The following is a 16,581-nucleotide window of genomic DNA, read 5'->3' as shown; positions in this document are numbered from 1 at the left end:
CAAGCCCTGCGCTTGGGGACGAGAGAGGCCTTCAGCCATGACCCAGCGTTTCGACGTGATCCTCAAGGGCGGCACTGTCGTCAACCAGGACGGCGAGGGGACCCGCGATGTCGGCGTCGTCAACGGTCGCATTGCCGAGATCGGCGCGCTGTCGCAGGCTTCCGCCGCGGAAGTGATCGACTGCAAGGGCCTGCACATCCTGCCCGGCGTGATGGATACGCAGGTGCATTTCCGCGAGCCCGGGCTGGAGCAGAAGGAAGACCTCGAGACCGGCTCGCGCAGCGCCGTAATGGGCGGCGTCACCGCCGTGTTCGAGATGCCAAACACCGCGCCGTTGACCGTGACGGAGGCCACCTTCACCGACAAGGTGAAGCGCGCCCATCACCGCATGCATTGCGACTTCGCCTTCTTCATCGGCGGCACCCGCGAGAATGTGCAGGACCTGCCGGTGCTGGAGCGTGCGCCCGGCTGCGCCGGCGTGAAGGTGTTCATCGGCTCCTCGACCGGCGCGCTCTTGGTGGAGGATGACGAAAGCCTGCGCCGCATCTTCCAGGTGATCCGGCGCCGCGCGGCGTTCCACGCCGAGGACGAATACCGCCTCAACGACCGCAAATCGCTGCGTATCGAGGGCGACACGCGCTCGCACCCGGTGTGGCGCGACGAGACCGCCGCGCTGATGGCGACGCAGCGGCTGGTGAAGCTCGCACACGAGACCGGCAAGCGCATCCACGTGCTGCATATCTCGACCAAGGAAGAGATCGAATTTTTGCGCGACCACAAGGACGTCGCCTCCTGCGAGGCGACGCCGCATCATCTCACGCTGGTTGCGCCCGAATGCTACGAGCGGCTCGGCACGCTGGCCCAGATGAACCCGCCGGTGCGCGGCGCCGATCACCGCGCCGGGATCTGGCGCGGCATCGAGCAGGGCATCATCGACGTGCTCGGCTCGGACCACGCCCCGCATACGCTGGAAGAGAAACAGAAGACCTATCCGGCCTCGCCCTCCGGCATGACCGGCGTGCAGACGCTGGTGCCGCTCATGCTCGACCACGTCAATGCGGGTCGGCTGTCGCTGGCGCGTTTCGTCGATCTCACCAGCGCCGGCCCCGCGCGCCTCTACAACATGGCCTGCAAGGGGCGGATCGCCGCCGGCTATGACGCCGACTTCACCGTCGTCGATCTCAAGCGCAGCGAGACCATCACCAACAAATGGGTCGCGTCCAAGGCCGGCTGGACCCCCTATGACGGGTTGCGCGTCACCGGCTGGCCCGTAGGCACCTTCATCCGCGGCCGCCGCGTGATGTGGCAGGGCGAGCTCGTGACGGCCGCGCAAGGTGAGCCGGTGCGGTTTCTGGAGACGCTGAGGGAGGAGTGAATGACCGAACCGACACCCCTCATCACCACCGAGCAACTTGCAGCCCAGCTCGGCGATCCCAACCTGCGCCTCTACGACTGCACGACCTACAACGAGCCGGTGCCGCCAGGCAGCGATGTGCCCTATCGCGCCGTGCCGGGCGATAAGACGTTCGAGGCCGGCCATATTCCGGGGGCCGATTTTCTCGACCTGCAAGGCGAGTTCTCCGACGCCTCTGCGCAGCAATTCTTCATGATGCCTGATGTGGCCCAGCTGGAGGCCGCCTTCGGCCGCCACGGCCTCGATGCATCCAAATCCGTCGTGCTCTACAGCATCGGCACCATGATGTGGTCGACGCGGTTCTGGTGGATGCTGCGCTCGCTCGGCGTTGAGGCGCGGGTGCTCGACGGTGGCCTCGACAAATGGAAGGACGAGGGACGGCCGGTCTTAACAGGCGCCCCGAAGGGCAATCCGGCCACGACCTTTAAGGCCACACCGCGCGCAGGCTTCTTCGTCGACAAGAATGCGGTCAAGGCACGGCTCGGAGATCCCGCGACCGTTATCGTCAACGCGCTCGGTCCCCAGTTTCATCGCGGCCTCGAGCCGAGCCGCTACGGGCGGCCCGGCCGCGTTCCCGGCAGCGTCAACGTATCAGCGGCAGCGCTCGTCAATGCGGACAAGACGCTGACGACGCTCGCCGATGCCGAGGCCAAATTCGACGCTGCAGGCGTCACCCGCGACAAGAATGTGATCCTGTATTGCGGCGGCGGCATCTCGGCGACGATCGACCTGCTGCTGCTGACGCAACTCGGCTACGACAAGCTGACGCTGTACGATGCCTCGATGGGGGAGTGGGCGAAGGATCCGGCGCTGCCGATCGAGACGGATTAGGACATTCCTTGGCCCCTCCCCAGGGGAGGGACAGAAAGTTGGGAACCTTTCCCTTGGGGCGGCATCCAATGTCCGGAACGAAGCCAAACGAGCAGGTGACCGCCATGCCACGGATCGCAGCCGGCCTGTCCGCCGGCGCCAAGACTTCAGAAATCAGGACATTGGAAGCCGAACTGGTCGAGCGGGCGCGGGGCCGTGACGAGGCCGCGCTGCGCGAGATCATGCAGGCCAACAACCGCAGGCTCTATCGTCTGGCGCGCGGAATTCTGCGCAGCGACAGCGAAGCCGAGGATGTCGTTCAGGAAACCTATGTCCGCGCTTTCACCCATCTCGACGGATTCCGCGGCGAATCCGGACTGTCGACGTGGCTGTCGCGCATCGCCATCAACGAGGCACTTGGCCGGGCGCGAAGCGCCAGGCCGCAGGTCGAGCTCGGCTCGGTGCCCGAAGCGACGCTCGAGGCGCAGATCATCAAATTTCCCGCTTCTCCCCCAGGCGATCCGGAAAGGACCATGGCCCAACGTGAAATCCAGCGCGTCGTCGAGCGCGCCATCGATGAATTACCGGATGTCTTCCGCATGGTCTTCGTCGCCCGCGTCATGGAAGGGATGAACATCGAGGAGACCGCCGAGCTGCTCGGCGTCAAGCCCGAGACCGTGAAGACGCGGCTGCACCGTGCGCGGACCATGCTGCGCGAGAACGTCGAAAAGGAGATCGGTCCGGTGGTGATGGATGCGTTCCCGTTCGCCGGGTGGCGCTGCGAGCGGCTGACCGTGTCAGTGCTGAAGCGGCTTGGCATCGGCGGCTGAATTTTTCGGGAACGTTTGCGCGAGAATTCCATCCAACGCCTGTGAAGCAACGCGCCGGCAAAACGTCCGGCACCACAGGAGTGTCAAACCATGTTCGTTCGTTGGACCACGGCGATCACCGCTGCAATTTTGTTGTCGAGCCCCGCGCTGCTGCAAGGCGCCAGAGCAGCCGACAAGCTGACCGATCCGCAGATCGCCCACATCGCCTACACCGCGGGCGTGATCGACATCAACGCAGCCAAGCAGGCGCAGAAGAAAGCCAAGAACAAGGACGTGAAGGCGTTTGCCGAGGACATGCTGCGCGACCACGAGGCCGTCAACAAGCAGGCGCTCGCGCTGGTCAAGAAGCTGAACGTCACGCCTGAAGACAACGACACCAGCAAAGCGCTGTCAAAGCAGGCGAGCGAGAAGCTCGCCGAACTGGACAAGCTGAGCGGTGCGGCCTTCGACAAGGCCTATGTCGCGAACGAGGTCGCCTACCACGAGACGGTCAACGGCGCGCTGGAAACCCAGCTCATTCCGTCCGCCAGCAATGCCGAACTGAAGAGCCTGCTGCAGACCGGCCTGAAAATCTTCCAGGGCCATCAGCAGCACGCCGAGCACGTCGCGGCGGAGCTGAAATAGGGAGGCGATGATGCTGGGACGATTGTCCGCGATCGCGACAGCGGTCCTGCTCGTGGCGGTGGCCGTCCCGGCGCACGCTGCGACCATCGAGATCACGATGGAGAATCTCGAAGTGTCGCCGAAAGACGCTTCGGCCAAGGTCGGCGACACCATTGAATGGATCAACAAGGACGTCTTCGTCCACACCGCGACAGCCAGGAACGGCGATTTCGACGTCAACCTGCCGGCGAAAAAATCAGGGACGTTGGTTCTGAAGAAGGCGGGCACGATCGATTATTACTGTCGCTTTCATCCCAACATGAAAGCGACGCTCAAGATCGAGCCGTAACGGGCTCGGAGCGTATTCCCGACCGTAGCGGAAGCTGGCCCCGCCTACGTGGCGGGGTCATTTTCGGCAAGGCTTACTGCCTGGAGAAAGACTTACTGTCTGGAAATGTCGACCGAGAATTCGCCGTTGCGGATGCGGCCGGGAAAGCCTTCGACGAACTTCGCCACCGCGTCCTCGCCATAGGTGCCGACGAGCTCGGCAAGGGCCGCAAACAGGCTCGCCTGCGCCAGGCAGTCGCCGTCGACGCCATCATGGCGCGCTTCGGCCCAGGCCTCGTTGAGATAACTCAGTGCGGCCTGCTTCTGCTCGTGATCGGGCAGCGGCGCGCGTGCGGGAGCGTAGGACACTGGATGGCTCATGAAACTCGTCGGGGCTGGGGCGCAATCCACGGCGATGCGCTGTGCGAGAGGTGTAGCACGCACGTTAACGCCCGCTAGGCCACATCTTTAGGAACGGTTAACGGCTGTGTACAAAGTCGATGACAGGGTTCCCGCCGCTGTCTCAGTTCGCGTAACGCGCCGTGAGATCGCGCGAGATCTTGGCGCCTTCCTCGATATAGCGGCGGATCGCCACCGTCGCGGCCGGCGTGCAGCTCCGGTAGGTCTGCTGAAAACCGTTATAGCCGCGGTTGAAGCCGGCGATCATGCGGGTGCGGCGTTCGCCGGCGGGGGTTTCGGCATCGATCAGCGCCTGCATCTCGCTGCGCCATTTGTTGCCCTCGTTGGACCCGCAGATGCCGCGCAGATAGTGCAGCCCGCCGAGGATCTCCGCCAGTCGCTGCAAATCGCCGTCAAACGGCGCTGCCCCGTCCTGAGCCCTCGTGGGCACCGAGGCGCAGGCGAGAATCAGGGCAAAAATGGCCAGAAATCGCGTCGACATCGGCCGGGTGTATGCCTCCTCGGGGCGATAGACGCAAGGCGGGGCCGTCAGGCGCCCATCAGCCGGTGAGCGGACTGGATGACCTCTTCCAGCCCGCCGGTCAGCTTGAGGTCGCCAAGGCTCGCCAGGGCCTTTGGGGCGATCCAGCGGCAGTCGTCGAGCTCGTCGTTGAGAACCGGCTCCCGGGCCACCCAGCGGGCGGCAAAGGACATGATCAGGTAGTGGCCGGCGCCGGCCGCGGCCGGCAGCACTTCGCGCCAGCCCGCGAGGCCAATGATTTCGATATCTAGCCCGGTCTCCTCGTCGATCTCGCGCGCCAGCGCCTGGTGCAGCGATTCGCCGAACTCGACCCGGCCGCCCGGCAGCGAATAGAACCCCTTTGCCGGCGAGCGTGCGCGACGGGTCAGAAGCACCTTGCCGTCACGAAAAATCGCGGCACTGACCGCGATCTGGGGACGGGTGGGCTGAACGATCGCAGCCATGACTTCACCTGCTCGGGCTCAGTTCGCCATGATGTTGTCGACGTCGGCTTCCGCGCCGCCATTGATGATGCCGCCGCAGGCCGCGATCAGCGGCTTGACCCAGTGGGCGGCCTGCTCGGCGAGGCGAACGCGGGTCGTGTCCTTCTCGACCTCGCGCATGGCCGAGCCGACCGCCGTCAGGATCGAGGTCATGGTGTCGGTGAGGTGGTCGAACTGGGCGCGCACGTTCGCGTCGGCCTTTTCATAGGCCTCGATCGCCAGATCCCGGGCCTTGAAGTTCGAGGCGGTGAAATGCTCGGCATAGGACAGCGGCGACCAGGTCAGAAAATCTTCCGCGCATTCCGGCATGTCGGGGACCATTTCCAGCAGCATCACGGCTTCATTGAAATGGTTGAGATAGTCGGTGGCAAGCCCGGTCCGCGGGTTGATGTTGGCCACGCGCAGCCGCTCGGCCCAGGCTGCAGCCTCGGGCCCCGTCTGTCCATGCATTCGCGCCGGCTGGGAGACCGTTGAGCTCATCTGCCGCAGTGTTAACGTTCGGGGTTAAAAGGACCTGAACGGACCCTATATAGGCCCTCAAGGATGTGTGGACGCTTCGTCATAACTTCGGCCCCCGCGGCTTTGCGGCAACTGTTCGGCTACATTGAGCAGCCGAACTTCCCGCCCCGGTTCAATGTGGCCCCGACACAACCGATTCCGGTCGTGCTGGCCGAGAACGGCGCGCGCCATTTTCGCCTGATGCGCTGGGGTTTGCTGCCGGGTTGGGTCAAGGATCCCAAGGGATTTTCGCTCCTGATCAATGCCCGTTCCGAGACCGTGCTGGAGAAGCCCGCTTTCAAGAACGCGATTCGCCGGCGCCGCGGCCTGATTCCGGCCGACGGCTATTACGAATGGAAGGCGGAGGGTGGGCGCAAGCAGCCGTTCTTCATCCATCGCGCCGGCGGCGCGCCGCTCGGCTTTGCAGCGGTGTTCGAGACCTGGGTCGGGCCGAACGGCGAGGAGCTCGACACGGTCGCGATCGTCACGGCGGCGGCGAGCGAGGATCTCGCCACGCTCCATGATCGCGTGCCCGTCACCATCAGCCCGCGCGATTTCGAGCGCTGGCTCGACAGCCGCAGCGATGACCTCGATGCGGTGTTGCCGCTGATGACCGCCCCGCGCATCGGCGAATTCGCCTGGCACCCGGTCTCCACCCGCGTCAACCGCGTCGCCAATGACGACGACCAGTTGCTCCTGCCGATCAGCGCGGAGGACATGGAGGCGGAGGCGCCGAAGAAGAAGGTGGTGCGGAAAGCGGCGGCCGGGCCGGCTGATGACGGGCAGGGGTCGTTGTTTTAAGCGGCTTCGCCCTTACACGATCTCCCGCGCCCGTAGTGCTGCGATCTCCGCTGCGTCAAATCCCAGCTCGCCCAGCACCGCATCCGTATCCGCGCCGAGCTCCGGCGCCATCCGGTCGAGCCTGCCGCCGCCATGCGCGAGCTTGAATCCGCTGCCGGCGAAACGAAGCCGGCCGTAGGGCGTATCGAGTTCCTGGATCGCGCCGCGCGCCTTGATCTGCGGATGGTCGATGACTTCCTCGACCTTCCAGATGCTGGCGCAGGGCGCGCCGGCGTCTTCCAGAATGGTCTCCCATTCGCGCGCAGGCCTTGCCGCGAGCGCCTCTTCGATGATGGCGCGCAGCGCCGGCTCGTTCTCGTTGCGCGCAAACCAGTCGGCAAAGCGCGGATCGCTGAGCGTGTCCTCGCGGCCGAGCGCAGACATCAGTGCGCGATATTGCTTCTCGTTGTTGACGGCGAGCAGGATGTGACCGTCGCCGCATCTAAACAAATTCGCCGTGGTCCTGCGGCTGACGGCCTGATTCCCCGACAGCTGCTGGCGATGGCCCGCGACCGACCAGTCCGCGATCTGCCCCGACAGGAACGCCATCGTCGCCTCCAGCATGGAGACGTCGATGAGCTGGCCCTTGCCGGTGCGGTCGCGCTGGTAAAGCGCGCTCGACACGCCGAACGCAGCGGTGGCGCCCGACAGCACGTCGCACACCGCAAAGCCGGCGCGGGTCGGCCCAGTCTCGGGATGACCCGTGATCGCCATGATGCCGGACAGCGCCTGCATCTTGCCGTCATAGCCGGGGCGCAGCCGGTCCGGACCGGTCTGGCCGAAGCCGGACACCGCGCAGTAGATCAGCTTCGGATTGATCGCGGACAGCGCCTCGTAGCCGATGCCGAGCTTGTCCATCACGCCGGGGCGGAAATTCTCCATGACGACGTCGACTTGCGCGGCGAGCTTCTTCACGATCGCGATCGCATCGGGCTTTTGCAGGTCGAGCGTCAGGCTGCGCTTGTTGCCGTTGATGGCCTGGAACGCGGGCGCGAGCCCGCGCTCCGCCCATTCGCGTGACAGCGGCGTGCGGCGCATGTCCTCGCCCTCGCGCCGCTCGACCTTGATGACGTCGGCGCCCAGCAGCGCGAGCTGGTAGCTCGCATAGGGGCCGGCCAGCACTTGCGTGAAGTCCAGGATCTTCACGCCCTCGAACGGTCGCGTCACGTCGCTCTCCCTGTTTGTTTTGGTTGTCGGAGGACGTCAGGCCGCGCGATTGCCGCGCGCGATCTCCTTCTGCTTGTCAAATTCGGCACGGCGGCGCGCCAGCTCTTCGGCTGAGAGCTGCGCGACGTTGTTGTAGTCGAGCTTCCAGGAAGCGTCCTCGCTCCAGCGCAGCGGCGACTGCATCGTGGTCTGCGGGCCGCTCGCGGTCTCCAGCAGTCTGAGCGCCAGCTCGAGCGTCTGCGCCTGCGAGGCGATGTCGTGCGGCTTGCCGGCGGAATTGCCGAGCGGGAAATCCGAGAACAGGAAGCGCGGCACGGCGGCGTGCTCGATGATGTCCTTGGCGCAGCCCATGATCACGGTCGGAATGCCGTTCGCCTCGAGATGCCGGGCCACCAGCGCTGTGGTCTGGTGGCAGACCGGACAGTTCGGCACCAGCACGGCGACATCGACCTTGTCGGCAAGGCAGCGCGCCAGAATTTCCGGCGCGTCGGTGTCGAGGGTGACGCGATGACTGCGGTTGGTCGGCGCGCCGAAGAAGCGCGGCGCCACCTCGCCGATGCGCTCCGCCGCGCTCGCCTTCAAGAGTTGCGGCAGCGGAAACCAGGTGCCGTTGTCGGTGGCCGTGGTGTGCTTGCGGTCGTAGCCGATATGCGAGATGCGAAGGTCGTGGGGCTTCGCCGTGTCGCCCTCATAGACCTGGTAGAATTTCGCGCCGCCATTATACGCCGCGCTCGGTCCCTGGTCGCCCTTGGTGGGGTCGTATGGCGCGGCGGTCGTGATGATGGTGACGCTTGATTGCGACAACGGCTTCTTTAGCGGCTGGAACGGCGCCTCGGTGTAGTGAGCCCAGCGATACGCCGTGGTGTAGCCAATCGCGGCGTAATAGTCCCGCGTGCGCTGCATATAGGGAACGGGGGCGTCATAGTCGGGCGCAAAGCCGAATTCGTCGTCGCGCGAAGCGGACATGGGGCGCGTCTCCTGGTTCTTGTTGGCGACAGACTAGAGATAGTCGGGGGTGAGCTCAACGGGGGGCGGGGCAATGCAGGTCAGAATTGCACTGATAGAGCCAGGTCCGCTTTTTCCCCTCTCCCCTTGCGGGCGAGGGTGGCTCGCCGCGAAGCGGCGAGACGGGTGAGGGGTCTCTCGCGTGCTCAACTGCATGAGATGCGCGCGCGGACAGAAACCCCTCATCCGCCGCTTCGCGCCACCTTCTCCTGCAAGGGGAGAAGGAAGGAAGACAACCTACCGAAACACATGCAGCGCCACATGCTGCAGCAGCATGATCGCCTTGGCGTCGATGATACGCCCGTCCGCGATCATCGCCAGCGCCTCGTCAATGCCGAGCTCCAGCACCTCGATGTCCTCGCCTTCGTGTTCGAGGCCGCCGCCGTCGCTGACCCGCATCTCCGGCTCGTACTCGGCGACGAAGAAATGCAGCTTCTCGGTGATGGCGCCGGGGCTCATAAACGCTTCGAACACCTTGTGGACGTGGTGCAGGCGATAGCCGGTTTCCTCCTCGGCCTCGGCGCGGATGCGCACCTCGGGCGAGGCGTCGTCGAGCACCCCGGCGGCGGCTTCGATCAGGAGATCGTCGTAACCGCGGATGAAGGCCGGCAAGCGGAATTGCTTCACCAGGATCACCGTGCGCCGCGCTCGGTTGTAGGGCAGCACGGCGGCGGCATTGTCGCGCTCATAGGTCTCGCGGTGCTGCGTCTGCCATTCGCCATTGGCGCGCCGGTACTCGAACGTGGTGGTCTTGAGGGGGGTCCAGCCGTCCGAGAGCACGCGGACGTCCTTGATGCGAACGCGGTCGGATATGGTCATGCTTCGATCTCAGTTGCTTGGCGTTGTGGTGCGGCCGTCGATCCACTTCTGGAACATCACCGAGGTCGATTCCTCGAAACCCAGCGACTGGTAGAACGCATTGGCCTGCTCATTGCCGCGCCGGACCAGCAGCTGGAGCTTCAAAATTCCAGCCGCGCGCAGCCAGTCTTCGGCCGCGGCCATGATCACTCGGCCGTAGCCACGCTTCTGGCTATCCGGATCGACCGCAACGTAATAGACCCAGCCGCGATGGCCGTCATGGCCCACCATGACGGTGGCGACGATGGCGCCGTTGTCGCGGCCGAGCAGGATGGTGGAATTGTCGCGCCGTCGCGCCAGCGCGATGTCGGCATGCGGATCGTTCCACGGCCGCGTCAGCCCGCAGCGCTGCCACAGCGCGACCACGGGCTCGACATCGGCCTCGGTGATCGCGTCGATCTTGAGCCCACTCACAGCACTTTTCCCGGGTTCATGATTCCAAGCGGATCGAGCATCGCCTTGAGCTGTCGCATCAACTCAATTGCGGTCTTGTCCTTCACGTCGGGCAACTCGTCGCGCTTGAGCACGCCGATGCCGTGCTCCGCCGAGATCGAGCCGCCCATACGCAGCACGATGGCGAACACGACCGCGTTCATCTCGTGCCAGCGCGCCAGATAGTCCGCGGTGTTGGCGCCGATGGGCTGGCTGACATTGTAGTGCAGATTGCCGTCGCCGAGATGGCCGAACGGCACCGGCCGCGCGCCGGGAATCAGCTTCACCACGGCTTCATTGGCCTCGGCGATGAAGGCCGGCACGGTGGCCACCGGCACGGAGATGTCGTGCTTGATCGAGCCGCCCTCCGGCTTTTGTGCTGACGACATTTCGTCGCGCAGCTTCCAGAAGCCGGCGCGCTGGGTCAGATTGGCCGCGATCACCGCGTCGTCGACGATCTCGTCCTCCATGGCGCGGCCAAGGATCGTTTCCAGCGGCGTCCGGGCGTCATCGCCGGGCGACGACAATTCCATCAGCACGTACCAGGCATGCTTTTGCGCGAGCGGATCGCGCACGTCGATGCCGTGGCGGATCGAGAAATCGACCGCCATCTCCGAGAGCAGCTCGAAGCTCGTCAGCGCATTGGCGGCCTCGCTTTGCGCGATCGCCAGCAGCTTCAGCGCGGCGTCCGGCGACTTCAGCCCGACGAAGGCGGTCTCGATCGACCGCGGCTTCGGAAACAGCTTCAGCGTCGCCGCCGTGATGATGCCGAGCGTGCCTTCGGCGCCGATGAACAGGTTGTGCAGATTGTAGCCGGTGTTGTCCTTCTTCAGCTTCGACAGCACGTTGAGCACGCGACCGTCCGCCAGCACCACCTCGAGCCCCAGCGCCATCTCGCGCGCGACGCCATAGGCCAGCGCGGCCGTGCCGCCGGCATTGGTCGAGAGATTGCCGCCGATGGTGCAGCTGCCCTCCGCCCCCAGCGACAGCGGAAACAGCCGGTCCACGTCCGCGGCCTTCTGCTGCGCGATCTGCAGCACGACGCCGGCCTCGCAGGTCATAGTGTTGGAGGCGGTGTCGATCTCGCGGATCTTGTCGAGCCGGCGCAGCGACACCACCACCTCGCCATTGTGCGGGGTCTGGCCGCCGACGAGCCCGGTGTTGCCGCCCTGTGGCACCAGCGCGATCTTGTGCTCGGAGGCGAGCTTGCAGATTGCGGCGACTTGCGCGGTCGAGCCCGGGCGCAGCACCAGCGGCGAGCGGCCGTGGAATAGATTGCGCTCTTCGGTGACGTAGGCCTCGATGTCGGCTACATCGGTGATGGCGTGCCTCTCGCCGACGATCTTGCGGAATTGTTCGATCAGCTCGGGCGCAAGCGGAGGGGTGGCGGGATGATTAATGTTCATTGTCTTGTCTCTTGCTTCGCTCTTATCGCGCCACAGCCGCCCGGCGCAGCCGGTCGTTGATCGCTTCGCCCAGATCCTCTTCGGGGATCGCCATCACGGCGATCGCCCGCGGCCCCCCAGCATCGAGGGCGCGAAGATAGCCGAACAGATTGGCGGCGGCTTCATCGAGATCGCCGGTGGGCGACAAATTCATGACGGCGACGGCGGCCTCCAGACCAGGCAGGCGCGCCGGGCCGAACGCCAGCAGCGCTTCGCCCGGCGCGACGTCCAGCGCATTGAGCCGCACATGGGCGTGTGGCGCGTAATGCGAGGCCAGCATGCCCGGCGCCAGCGGCTGGCTGTCTTCGCTGTCGGTCTCCGCGGGCAGTCGCGCCAGCGCTGCACCAAGCACGGCCTCGATCCGCTCGCGAGACAGCCCGCCGGGCCGCAGCAGCATCGGCGCCGCAAAACAGCCGACGATCGTCGATTCGACGCCGACCGTAACAGGCCCGCCGTCGACGATCAGGTCGATCCGCCCCGCAAGGTCGCTCTCGACATGGGCCGCCAGCGTCGGCGAGACGTGGCCGGAGATGTTGGCGGACGGCGCCACCACCGCCCCGCCAAAGGCGCGCAGGATCGCCTGCGCCACCGGATGGGCCGGAATGCGGATCGCGACCGTGTCGAGGCCCGCGGTGGCAAGCTCGGCCACCGGGCAGTTTTCCGTCTTCGGCACCACCAGCGTCAGCGGCCCCGGCCAGAACGCCTCCGCAAGGCGCAAGGCGCAGGCGTCGAATCGTCCGATCCTGCGCGCGGCCGCGAGGTCGGCGACATGCGCGATCAGCGGATTGAAGGCCGGCCGCCCCTTGGCGGCGTAAAGATGGGCGATGGCACTGGCATTTCCGGCGTCCGCCCCGAGCCCGTAGACCGTCTCGGTCGGGAACGCGACCAGCCCGCCGGCTGCCAATGTCCGGGCGGCAGCTTCCGCGCCGGCCTCGCCGGCCGGTAAAATCAGCGTTTCAAGACCCGTTTTCACAGGGATAAGATTCCTCAGCTCGGCCGCTTGCGGTGCGCCAAACCCGACGCTATAAGCCGGCCTCTTGTCGGAGTGTGGCTCAGCCCGGTAGAGCACTGCGTTCGGGACGCAGGGGTCGCAGGTTCGAATCCTGCCACTCCGACCATTCTTCCAAAAGTCGACGTTTTTCTAGAGGCTCGTTCCCAAGCTTGGCGGACCAGCCGCCGGCGCCCGGGAGCGTCTTCTTGCAACGATTTTCAGGGCGGGTCCACGGCCGATTTGGCCGGACAGGGCGGTCTGTCGCGGTGGCATGGCTCAGCATTGCCTGTTTCGATAACTCGGCGTTGCAAGCTAGGTCAGAGGACTACCGCCGCGCCACCAGCACGCCGACCATAAACGCAATCATCAGCGCCGGCAGCGGCGCCTCACGCACCATGCCGCGAACGACGTGGATCCAATGCTGCTCCGGGACAAGTTTCGGAGACCTGATCTCCGGCGTTGGCGTGATGCCCCATTCGGAGGCGAGTTCGGCAATCTCGCTTGAGGCAAGCCGGACGCCGTCGCGGACGCGGAAGATGGCGGCATCCGCGCGCTCGCGCGGCGCAAGCAACATCATCGTCGTGACGGCCGTACGCAGGGTCATCTCGCCGTAGCCTTGCAGCCTGACCGATTCCTCGGGGTCGGACGTCATCGAAAATACCTCACAGTGCCAAATGCCTTACAAAGCGAAGTGGCGCGCGATGGTGAATGCCATCGTCGCGCACAGGACCAGCGTGGATACCGCGCCGGCCACGCCGCGCGCGAGATCGGCCCGCGTCAGGTGCCTGGTCATGATTTTGCTCCATGCTCGGCATGGCAATGGTGGGGAGGCGGCGTTGGTTCCTTGCGCGACGGGCGAACGCCGGCTATTTCCGCAGCAGCTCGCTCAGCGCCGCCGTCGCCTCGGCGCAGCGGATGTCGTCGATCTCGCGCGACAGGCTGAGCGCAGTCGATCTGAGCTCTTCGACCTTCCAGCTCTCGGGGTGCTGCGTCTCGAGTTGACCGAGCCGCTTGTTCAGATCGTCCAATCTGGTCTGCAACTGCTCGACACTGGCGGCCCCATTCACCACCCAGACTCGTTGCGCACGCATCGTAGTTCCCCTGCTCGTCTCACGCCGTTGTGAGAGGGGTTCGTGGCCGCAATGGGAGTTTCTTTTGTCCGGCTTCGGACGGACGGGAACCGTTGCAGATCGGCAACGGGAGTTCCTTCCCGTTGACCGGATGCGACCGGAGCTATCGCCATCGCGCGCATCAGGCAGCGCGCGGCCATTCGGTCGATCGCTTTTCAAGCCGGCTTTCGAGGGTGGCGATGCTCACCCGGATATTGTCGCGCCGGGCCCGCAGGTTCTGCGCGAGCAGGGGATAGGCGAGGTTTTGGGGATCGGAGATTCCAGCCTTCCGCTCTTCCTCCAGAATGTCGGCGTCGATCATTCGCATGCGCCAGCGCAGATCGGAGATCAAGGCGTGGAGCTGGGTCGGCATGGTCGCTTCGAAACGGGACGTCGGGTGCATGATCGCCTCACGGTGAGACAGACCCACTGCGGGTCTGAGGGATTTGACTCCCGTGCAGCAAGCGGAATGCCAGTGGGCGGCTGAGCGTTTCCCGCGAATGCTCGACGGCGCACCGGAACGATTACCACTCTTTCCCGTTGCTGCAGGGGCCTCGACAACGAGGCGATCGAGGGACCCATGCCGCTCATCCGCTATTTCGTCTTCACCGGCGGCGCTCTGCTCGTCCTCCTTTTCCTCGCAGACCGATACATGACCGCCCCCGTGAGCGCCGCCGCGCCGGCCGAGCCAGATCGGTCGATTGTGCGCGTTCATTCCGCGCAAACCTGGCCTGAGAAGATCGTCCTCGACACCAGCGTACGGCAAATATCGCTGTCCAAAGCCGAGTCGGTTCCGCCGACTCCCGCACCTGCCGTCGCCGACGCGCTTCCCACGCAGGAGAGGCCCCGCCAAGCTTTTGCAATGGTGGCGCAGCCTGATGCGACGCCGAAGCAAGCAGCTCGGACCGTTTCGAACAAGCGCAGTGCGGAGAGGCACCGTCGACGCCAGCCCTCGCGCATGGCGGCGCGCGATCAGACGATGTTCTTCAACGAACCTGCATCGGCGGGTTGGTAAGTCGCGCTCCGTGAGATGCATCTTCCCCCCGGTAGGCGTGTAGCTGCCTGTGCTCGATCGCCTGAGCAGCACGAGCGGGGGTTTGCGAGATTATCTGTTCTCGGTACTTTCCACGTGACGGTCGGGCTGCCTCTCGGTTGGGCACCGTGCCGGACAGCGAGGCTGTGCGCGCGGCGCATCGCGCGATAGTCTCTGCCGCGACCTGACCCGGGAAGCGGACGAGGGAAAGATTCGTGGCGAGATTTGTGACGATTGCAGCCGGCCAGCTTGGCCCTGTCGCGCGGACCGAGACGAGAACCGCGGTCGTAGCGCGCCTGATGGCCTTGATGCGCCAGGCGAAGGCCAACGGCTGCGACCTGATCGTCTATCCCGAGCTCGCGCTGACCGCGCTCTTTCCGCGCTGGTATTTCGAGGATCAGGCTGAGATCGACAGCTTCTTTGAGCGCGAGATGCCGGGGCCGGAGACAAGAGGCCTGTTCGATCTCGCGCGCGAGATCGGCATCGGATTTTATCTTGGCTATGCCGAGCTGACGGTCGAGGCCGGAATTGTCAGGCGCTACAATACCTCGATCCTGGTCGAGAAGAGCGGCGCCATCGTCGCGAGATATCGCAAGGTTCATCTGCCCGGGCATGCCGAGCATGAGCCGTGGCGCGAATTCCAACATCTGGAAAAGCGCTATTTCGATCCAGGCGATGGCTTTGGCGTGACCGAGGCCTTTGGCGGCGTGATGGGGATGGCGATCTGCAATGACCGCCGCTGGAGCGAGACCTACCGGGTGATGGGCCTGCAGGGCGTCGAGATGGTGATGATCGGCTACAACACGCCGGTGCACAATCCGCCGGCGCCCGAGCATGACGATCTCTCGCTGTTTCACAATCATCTGGTGATGCAGGCTGGCGCCTACCAGAACGGCACCTTCGTGGTGGGCGTCGCCAAGGCCGGTGCCGAGGAGGGCGTCGACCACATCGGCGGTAGCTGCGTCATCGCGCCCTCCGGCGAGATCATCGCGCGATGCACGACCAAGGGCGACGAGATCGCGCTCGCCCGTTGCGATCTCGATCTCTGCAACTCCTACAAGCGCACCACTTTCAATTTCGACGTTCACCGTCAGCCGCACGCCTACGGGATGATTGTCGAACGGAAGGGAGTGACACTCATGGCGGACGGAACGCCGGTGCGAACGAAGCGGTGAGCTCTCGTAGCCGGGGTGAGCGCAGCGACACCCGGGACCGCTGTCGCTTGTGGCAAGACCCGGATGTCGCTTCGCTCATCCGGGCTACGGGACCGCGCCTGTTTCGCCCCTCTGTCAATCCGCCGCCGCAAAAAGATTCCGCTTTACCGAAATTCGGAATTGGCGTATGTGTCGCCCATCCCGGCTCATCCTTGAGGGGCGATCTTGTGGTCGTCATGTTCGCGAGCCGGGCTTGCGGTGGACGCGGCAGCGTTCGGGTGCGAGAGGCCAAGGGCAGGGCGGATTGCTCTCCGTGAGCCCAAGGCTGCGTTCCGACGAGCGGCGCTGCTAGGCTTCGTCTCGTCTGTAAGTTTCCGGCTCCGTCGACAGGGCTGGGAAAACTGCGGCGAAATGGCGGGCCGTGCGTACGGCAAAACCGTGTGGTCCTGGCCGTCGTTGCTACGGTCAAGCCCTGGCGAATGCGGCATCTGCGTCAACCGGCGCGGGTGCCGGTGACTTTCGTTGGGGTGAGGGAGGCCAGAACGAACTCGGCTCCCGGGAGAGCACGGCATAAGCCGTCCAACCATCGCGCAGGGAAGGCCGAGTGATTGGCTACACCTGTATGCTGCTGTGCGGTTTTCCT

21 protein-coding genes and 1 tRNA gene are annotated in these 16,581 nt (G+C 65.1%); 9 read left to right on the top strand and 13 right to left on the bottom strand.

Annotation, left to right across the window (positions count from 1 at the left end):
• The first annotated feature begins 37 nt into the window (after window positions 1-37).
• The 5 genes from IVB42_RS36605 to IVB42_RS36585 all read left to right on the top strand — a co-directional run bounded on the left by IVB42_RS36605 (window position 38) and on the right by IVB42_RS36585 (window position 4,006).
• On the top strand, window positions 38-1,375 hold the full coding sequence (locus IVB42_RS36605) for a dihydroorotase (protein WP_018458826.1): 1,338 nt from the start codon (window positions 38-40) through the stop codon (window positions 1,373-1,375).
• Window positions 1,376-2,245, top strand: a complete 870-nt coding sequence (locus IVB42_RS36600; protein ID WP_247369284.1) for a sulfurtransferase — start codon at window positions 1,376-1,378, stop codon at window positions 2,243-2,245. It begins immediately after the preceding gene.
• Between the two features lie 104 nt (window positions 2,246-2,349).
• Window positions 2,350-3,054, top strand: a complete 705-nt coding sequence (locus IVB42_RS36595; RefSeq protein WP_247338386.1) for an RNA polymerase sigma factor — start codon at window positions 2,350-2,352, stop codon at window positions 3,052-3,054.
• 90 nt (window positions 3,055-3,144) lie between these two features.
• A complete protein-coding gene (locus IVB42_RS36590; RefSeq protein ID WP_247369283.1) occupies window positions 3,145-3,678 on the top strand; it encodes a DUF4142 domain-containing protein in 534 nt (177 codons plus the stop codon).
• Between the two features lie 10 nt (window positions 3,679-3,688).
• Window positions 3,689-4,006, top strand: coding sequence for a cupredoxin domain-containing protein (locus IVB42_RS36585; protein WP_018458822.1), 318 nt, complete (start codon window positions 3,689-3,691; stop codon window positions 4,004-4,006).
• A 92-nt stretch (window positions 4,007-4,098) separates the two neighbouring features.
• Here IVB42_RS36585 and IVB42_RS36580 read toward each other — a convergent pair whose 3' ends face one another.
• The 4 genes from IVB42_RS36580 to IVB42_RS36565 form a co-directional block, all read right to left on the bottom strand.
• Complete coding sequence (locus IVB42_RS36580) at window positions 4,099-4,365, bottom strand: hypothetical protein (RefSeq protein WP_007594892.1); 267 nt, start codon at window positions 4,363-4,365, stop codon at window positions 4,099-4,101.
• A 142-nt stretch (window positions 4,366-4,507) separates the two neighbouring features.
• Window positions 4,508-4,885, bottom strand: coding sequence for a TIGR02301 family protein (locus IVB42_RS36575; RefSeq protein ID WP_007607220.1), 378 nt, complete (start codon window positions 4,883-4,885; stop codon window positions 4,508-4,510).
• 47 nt (window positions 4,886-4,932) lie between these two features.
• Complete coding sequence (locus IVB42_RS36570; protein ID WP_018458821.1) at window positions 4,933-5,367, bottom strand: NUDIX hydrolase; 435 nt, start codon at window positions 5,365-5,367, stop codon at window positions 4,933-4,935.
• Between the two features lie 18 nt (window positions 5,368-5,385).
• On the bottom strand, window positions 5,386-5,886 hold the full coding sequence (locus IVB42_RS36565; RefSeq protein ID WP_247472044.1) for a hypothetical protein: 501 nt from the start codon (window positions 5,884-5,886) through the stop codon (window positions 5,386-5,388).
• Between the two features lie 63 nt (window positions 5,887-5,949).
• Between IVB42_RS36565 and IVB42_RS36560 the strand changes: the two genes are divergently transcribed.
• Window positions 5,950-6,705 (top strand): SOS response-associated peptidase, encoded by a 756-nt coding sequence (locus tag IVB42_RS36560; protein WP_085352589.1) that lies wholly within the window; start codon window positions 5,950-5,952, stop codon window positions 6,703-6,705.
• A gap of 12 nt (window positions 6,706-6,717) precedes the next feature.
• On the opposite strand, the gene IVB42_RS36555 is transcribed toward IVB42_RS36560, so the two are convergent.
• The 6 genes from IVB42_RS36555 to IVB42_RS36530 all read right to left on the bottom strand — a co-directional run bounded on the left by IVB42_RS36555 (window position 6,718) and on the right by IVB42_RS36530 (window position 12,624).
• Entirely contained in the window at window positions 6,718-7,911 is a 1,194-nt protein-coding gene (locus IVB42_RS36555; protein WP_085352588.1) for a CoA transferase, read from the bottom strand.
• Between the two features lie 36 nt (window positions 7,912-7,947).
• A complete protein-coding gene (locus IVB42_RS36550; protein WP_085352587.1) occupies window positions 7,948-8,877 on the bottom strand; it encodes a glycine reductase in 930 nt (309 codons plus the stop codon).
• Window positions 8,878-9,153: 276 nt separating this feature from the next.
• Complete coding sequence (locus IVB42_RS36545; RefSeq protein ID WP_085352586.1) at window positions 9,154-9,735, bottom strand: NUDIX domain-containing protein; 582 nt, start codon at window positions 9,733-9,735, stop codon at window positions 9,154-9,156.
• Window positions 9,736-9,744: 9 nt separating this feature from the next.
• Window positions 9,745-10,188 (bottom strand): GNAT family acetyltransferase, encoded by a 444-nt coding sequence (locus IVB42_RS36540; RefSeq protein ID WP_085352585.1) that lies wholly within the window; start codon window positions 10,186-10,188, stop codon window positions 9,745-9,747.
• Window positions 10,185-11,612 (bottom strand): FAD-binding oxidoreductase, encoded by a 1,428-nt coding sequence (locus IVB42_RS36535; RefSeq protein WP_085352584.1) that lies wholly within the window; start codon window positions 11,610-11,612, stop codon window positions 10,185-10,187. Before IVB42_RS36535 ends, IVB42_RS36540 begins: the two co-directional genes overlap by 4 nt.
• A 22-nt stretch (window positions 11,613-11,634) precedes the next feature.
• Window positions 11,635-12,624 carry an L-threonylcarbamoyladenylate synthase gene (locus tag IVB42_RS36530; RefSeq protein ID WP_247369281.1) on the bottom strand — a complete coding sequence of 330 codons (990 nt, stop codon included), beginning with the start codon at window positions 12,622-12,624 and terminating at the stop codon, window positions 11,635-11,637.
• Window positions 12,625-12,692: 68 nt separating this feature from the next.
• Between IVB42_RS36530 and IVB42_RS36525 the strand changes: the two genes are divergently transcribed.
• Window positions 12,693-12,769, top strand: a tRNA-Pro gene (locus IVB42_RS36525).
• 198 nt (window positions 12,770-12,967) lie between these two features.
• On the opposite strand, the gene IVB42_RS36520 is transcribed toward IVB42_RS36525, so the two are convergent.
• From IVB42_RS36520 to IVB42_RS36510, 3 genes are all read right to left on the bottom strand, one after another.
• A complete protein-coding gene (locus tag IVB42_RS36520; protein WP_247369280.1) occupies window positions 12,968-13,294 on the bottom strand; it encodes a hypothetical protein in 327 nt (108 codons plus the stop codon).
• Between the two features lie 214 nt (window positions 13,295-13,508).
• Window positions 13,509-13,733: a hypothetical protein gene (locus IVB42_RS36515; protein WP_026233665.1), complete on the bottom strand. Its 225-nt coding sequence runs from the start codon at window positions 13,731-13,733 to the stop codon at window positions 13,509-13,511.
• 160 nt (window positions 13,734-13,893) lie between these two features.
• Complete coding sequence (locus tag IVB42_RS36510; RefSeq protein ID WP_247369278.1) at window positions 13,894-14,154, bottom strand: hypothetical protein; 261 nt, start codon at window positions 14,152-14,154, stop codon at window positions 13,894-13,896.
• Window positions 14,155-14,331: 177 nt separating this feature from the next.
• On the opposite strand from IVB42_RS36510, the gene IVB42_RS36505 reads away from it, so the two are divergent.
• Both IVB42_RS36505 and IVB42_RS36500 read left to right on the top strand, forming a co-directional pair.
• On the top strand, window positions 14,332-14,766 hold the full coding sequence (locus IVB42_RS36505) for a hypothetical protein (RefSeq protein ID WP_247369276.1): 435 nt from the start codon (window positions 14,332-14,334) through the stop codon (window positions 14,764-14,766).
• A gap of 233 nt (window positions 14,767-14,999) precedes the next feature.
• Window positions 15,000-15,959: an N-carbamoyl-D-amino-acid hydrolase gene (locus tag IVB42_RS36500; RefSeq protein ID WP_247393273.1), complete on the top strand. Its 960-nt coding sequence runs from the start codon at window positions 15,000-15,002 to the stop codon at window positions 15,957-15,959.
• Window positions 15,960-16,581: the final 622 nt, after the last annotated feature.

The organism is Bradyrhizobium sp. 45 (assembly GCF_023073155.1).
GTDB classification, from domain to species: domain Bacteria; phylum Pseudomonadota; class Alphaproteobacteria; order Rhizobiales; family Xanthobacteraceae; genus Bradyrhizobium; species Bradyrhizobium canariense_D.
Note: the sequence above shows the minus strand (reverse complement) of the source record. Positions and strands in the feature narration are given on the sequence as shown.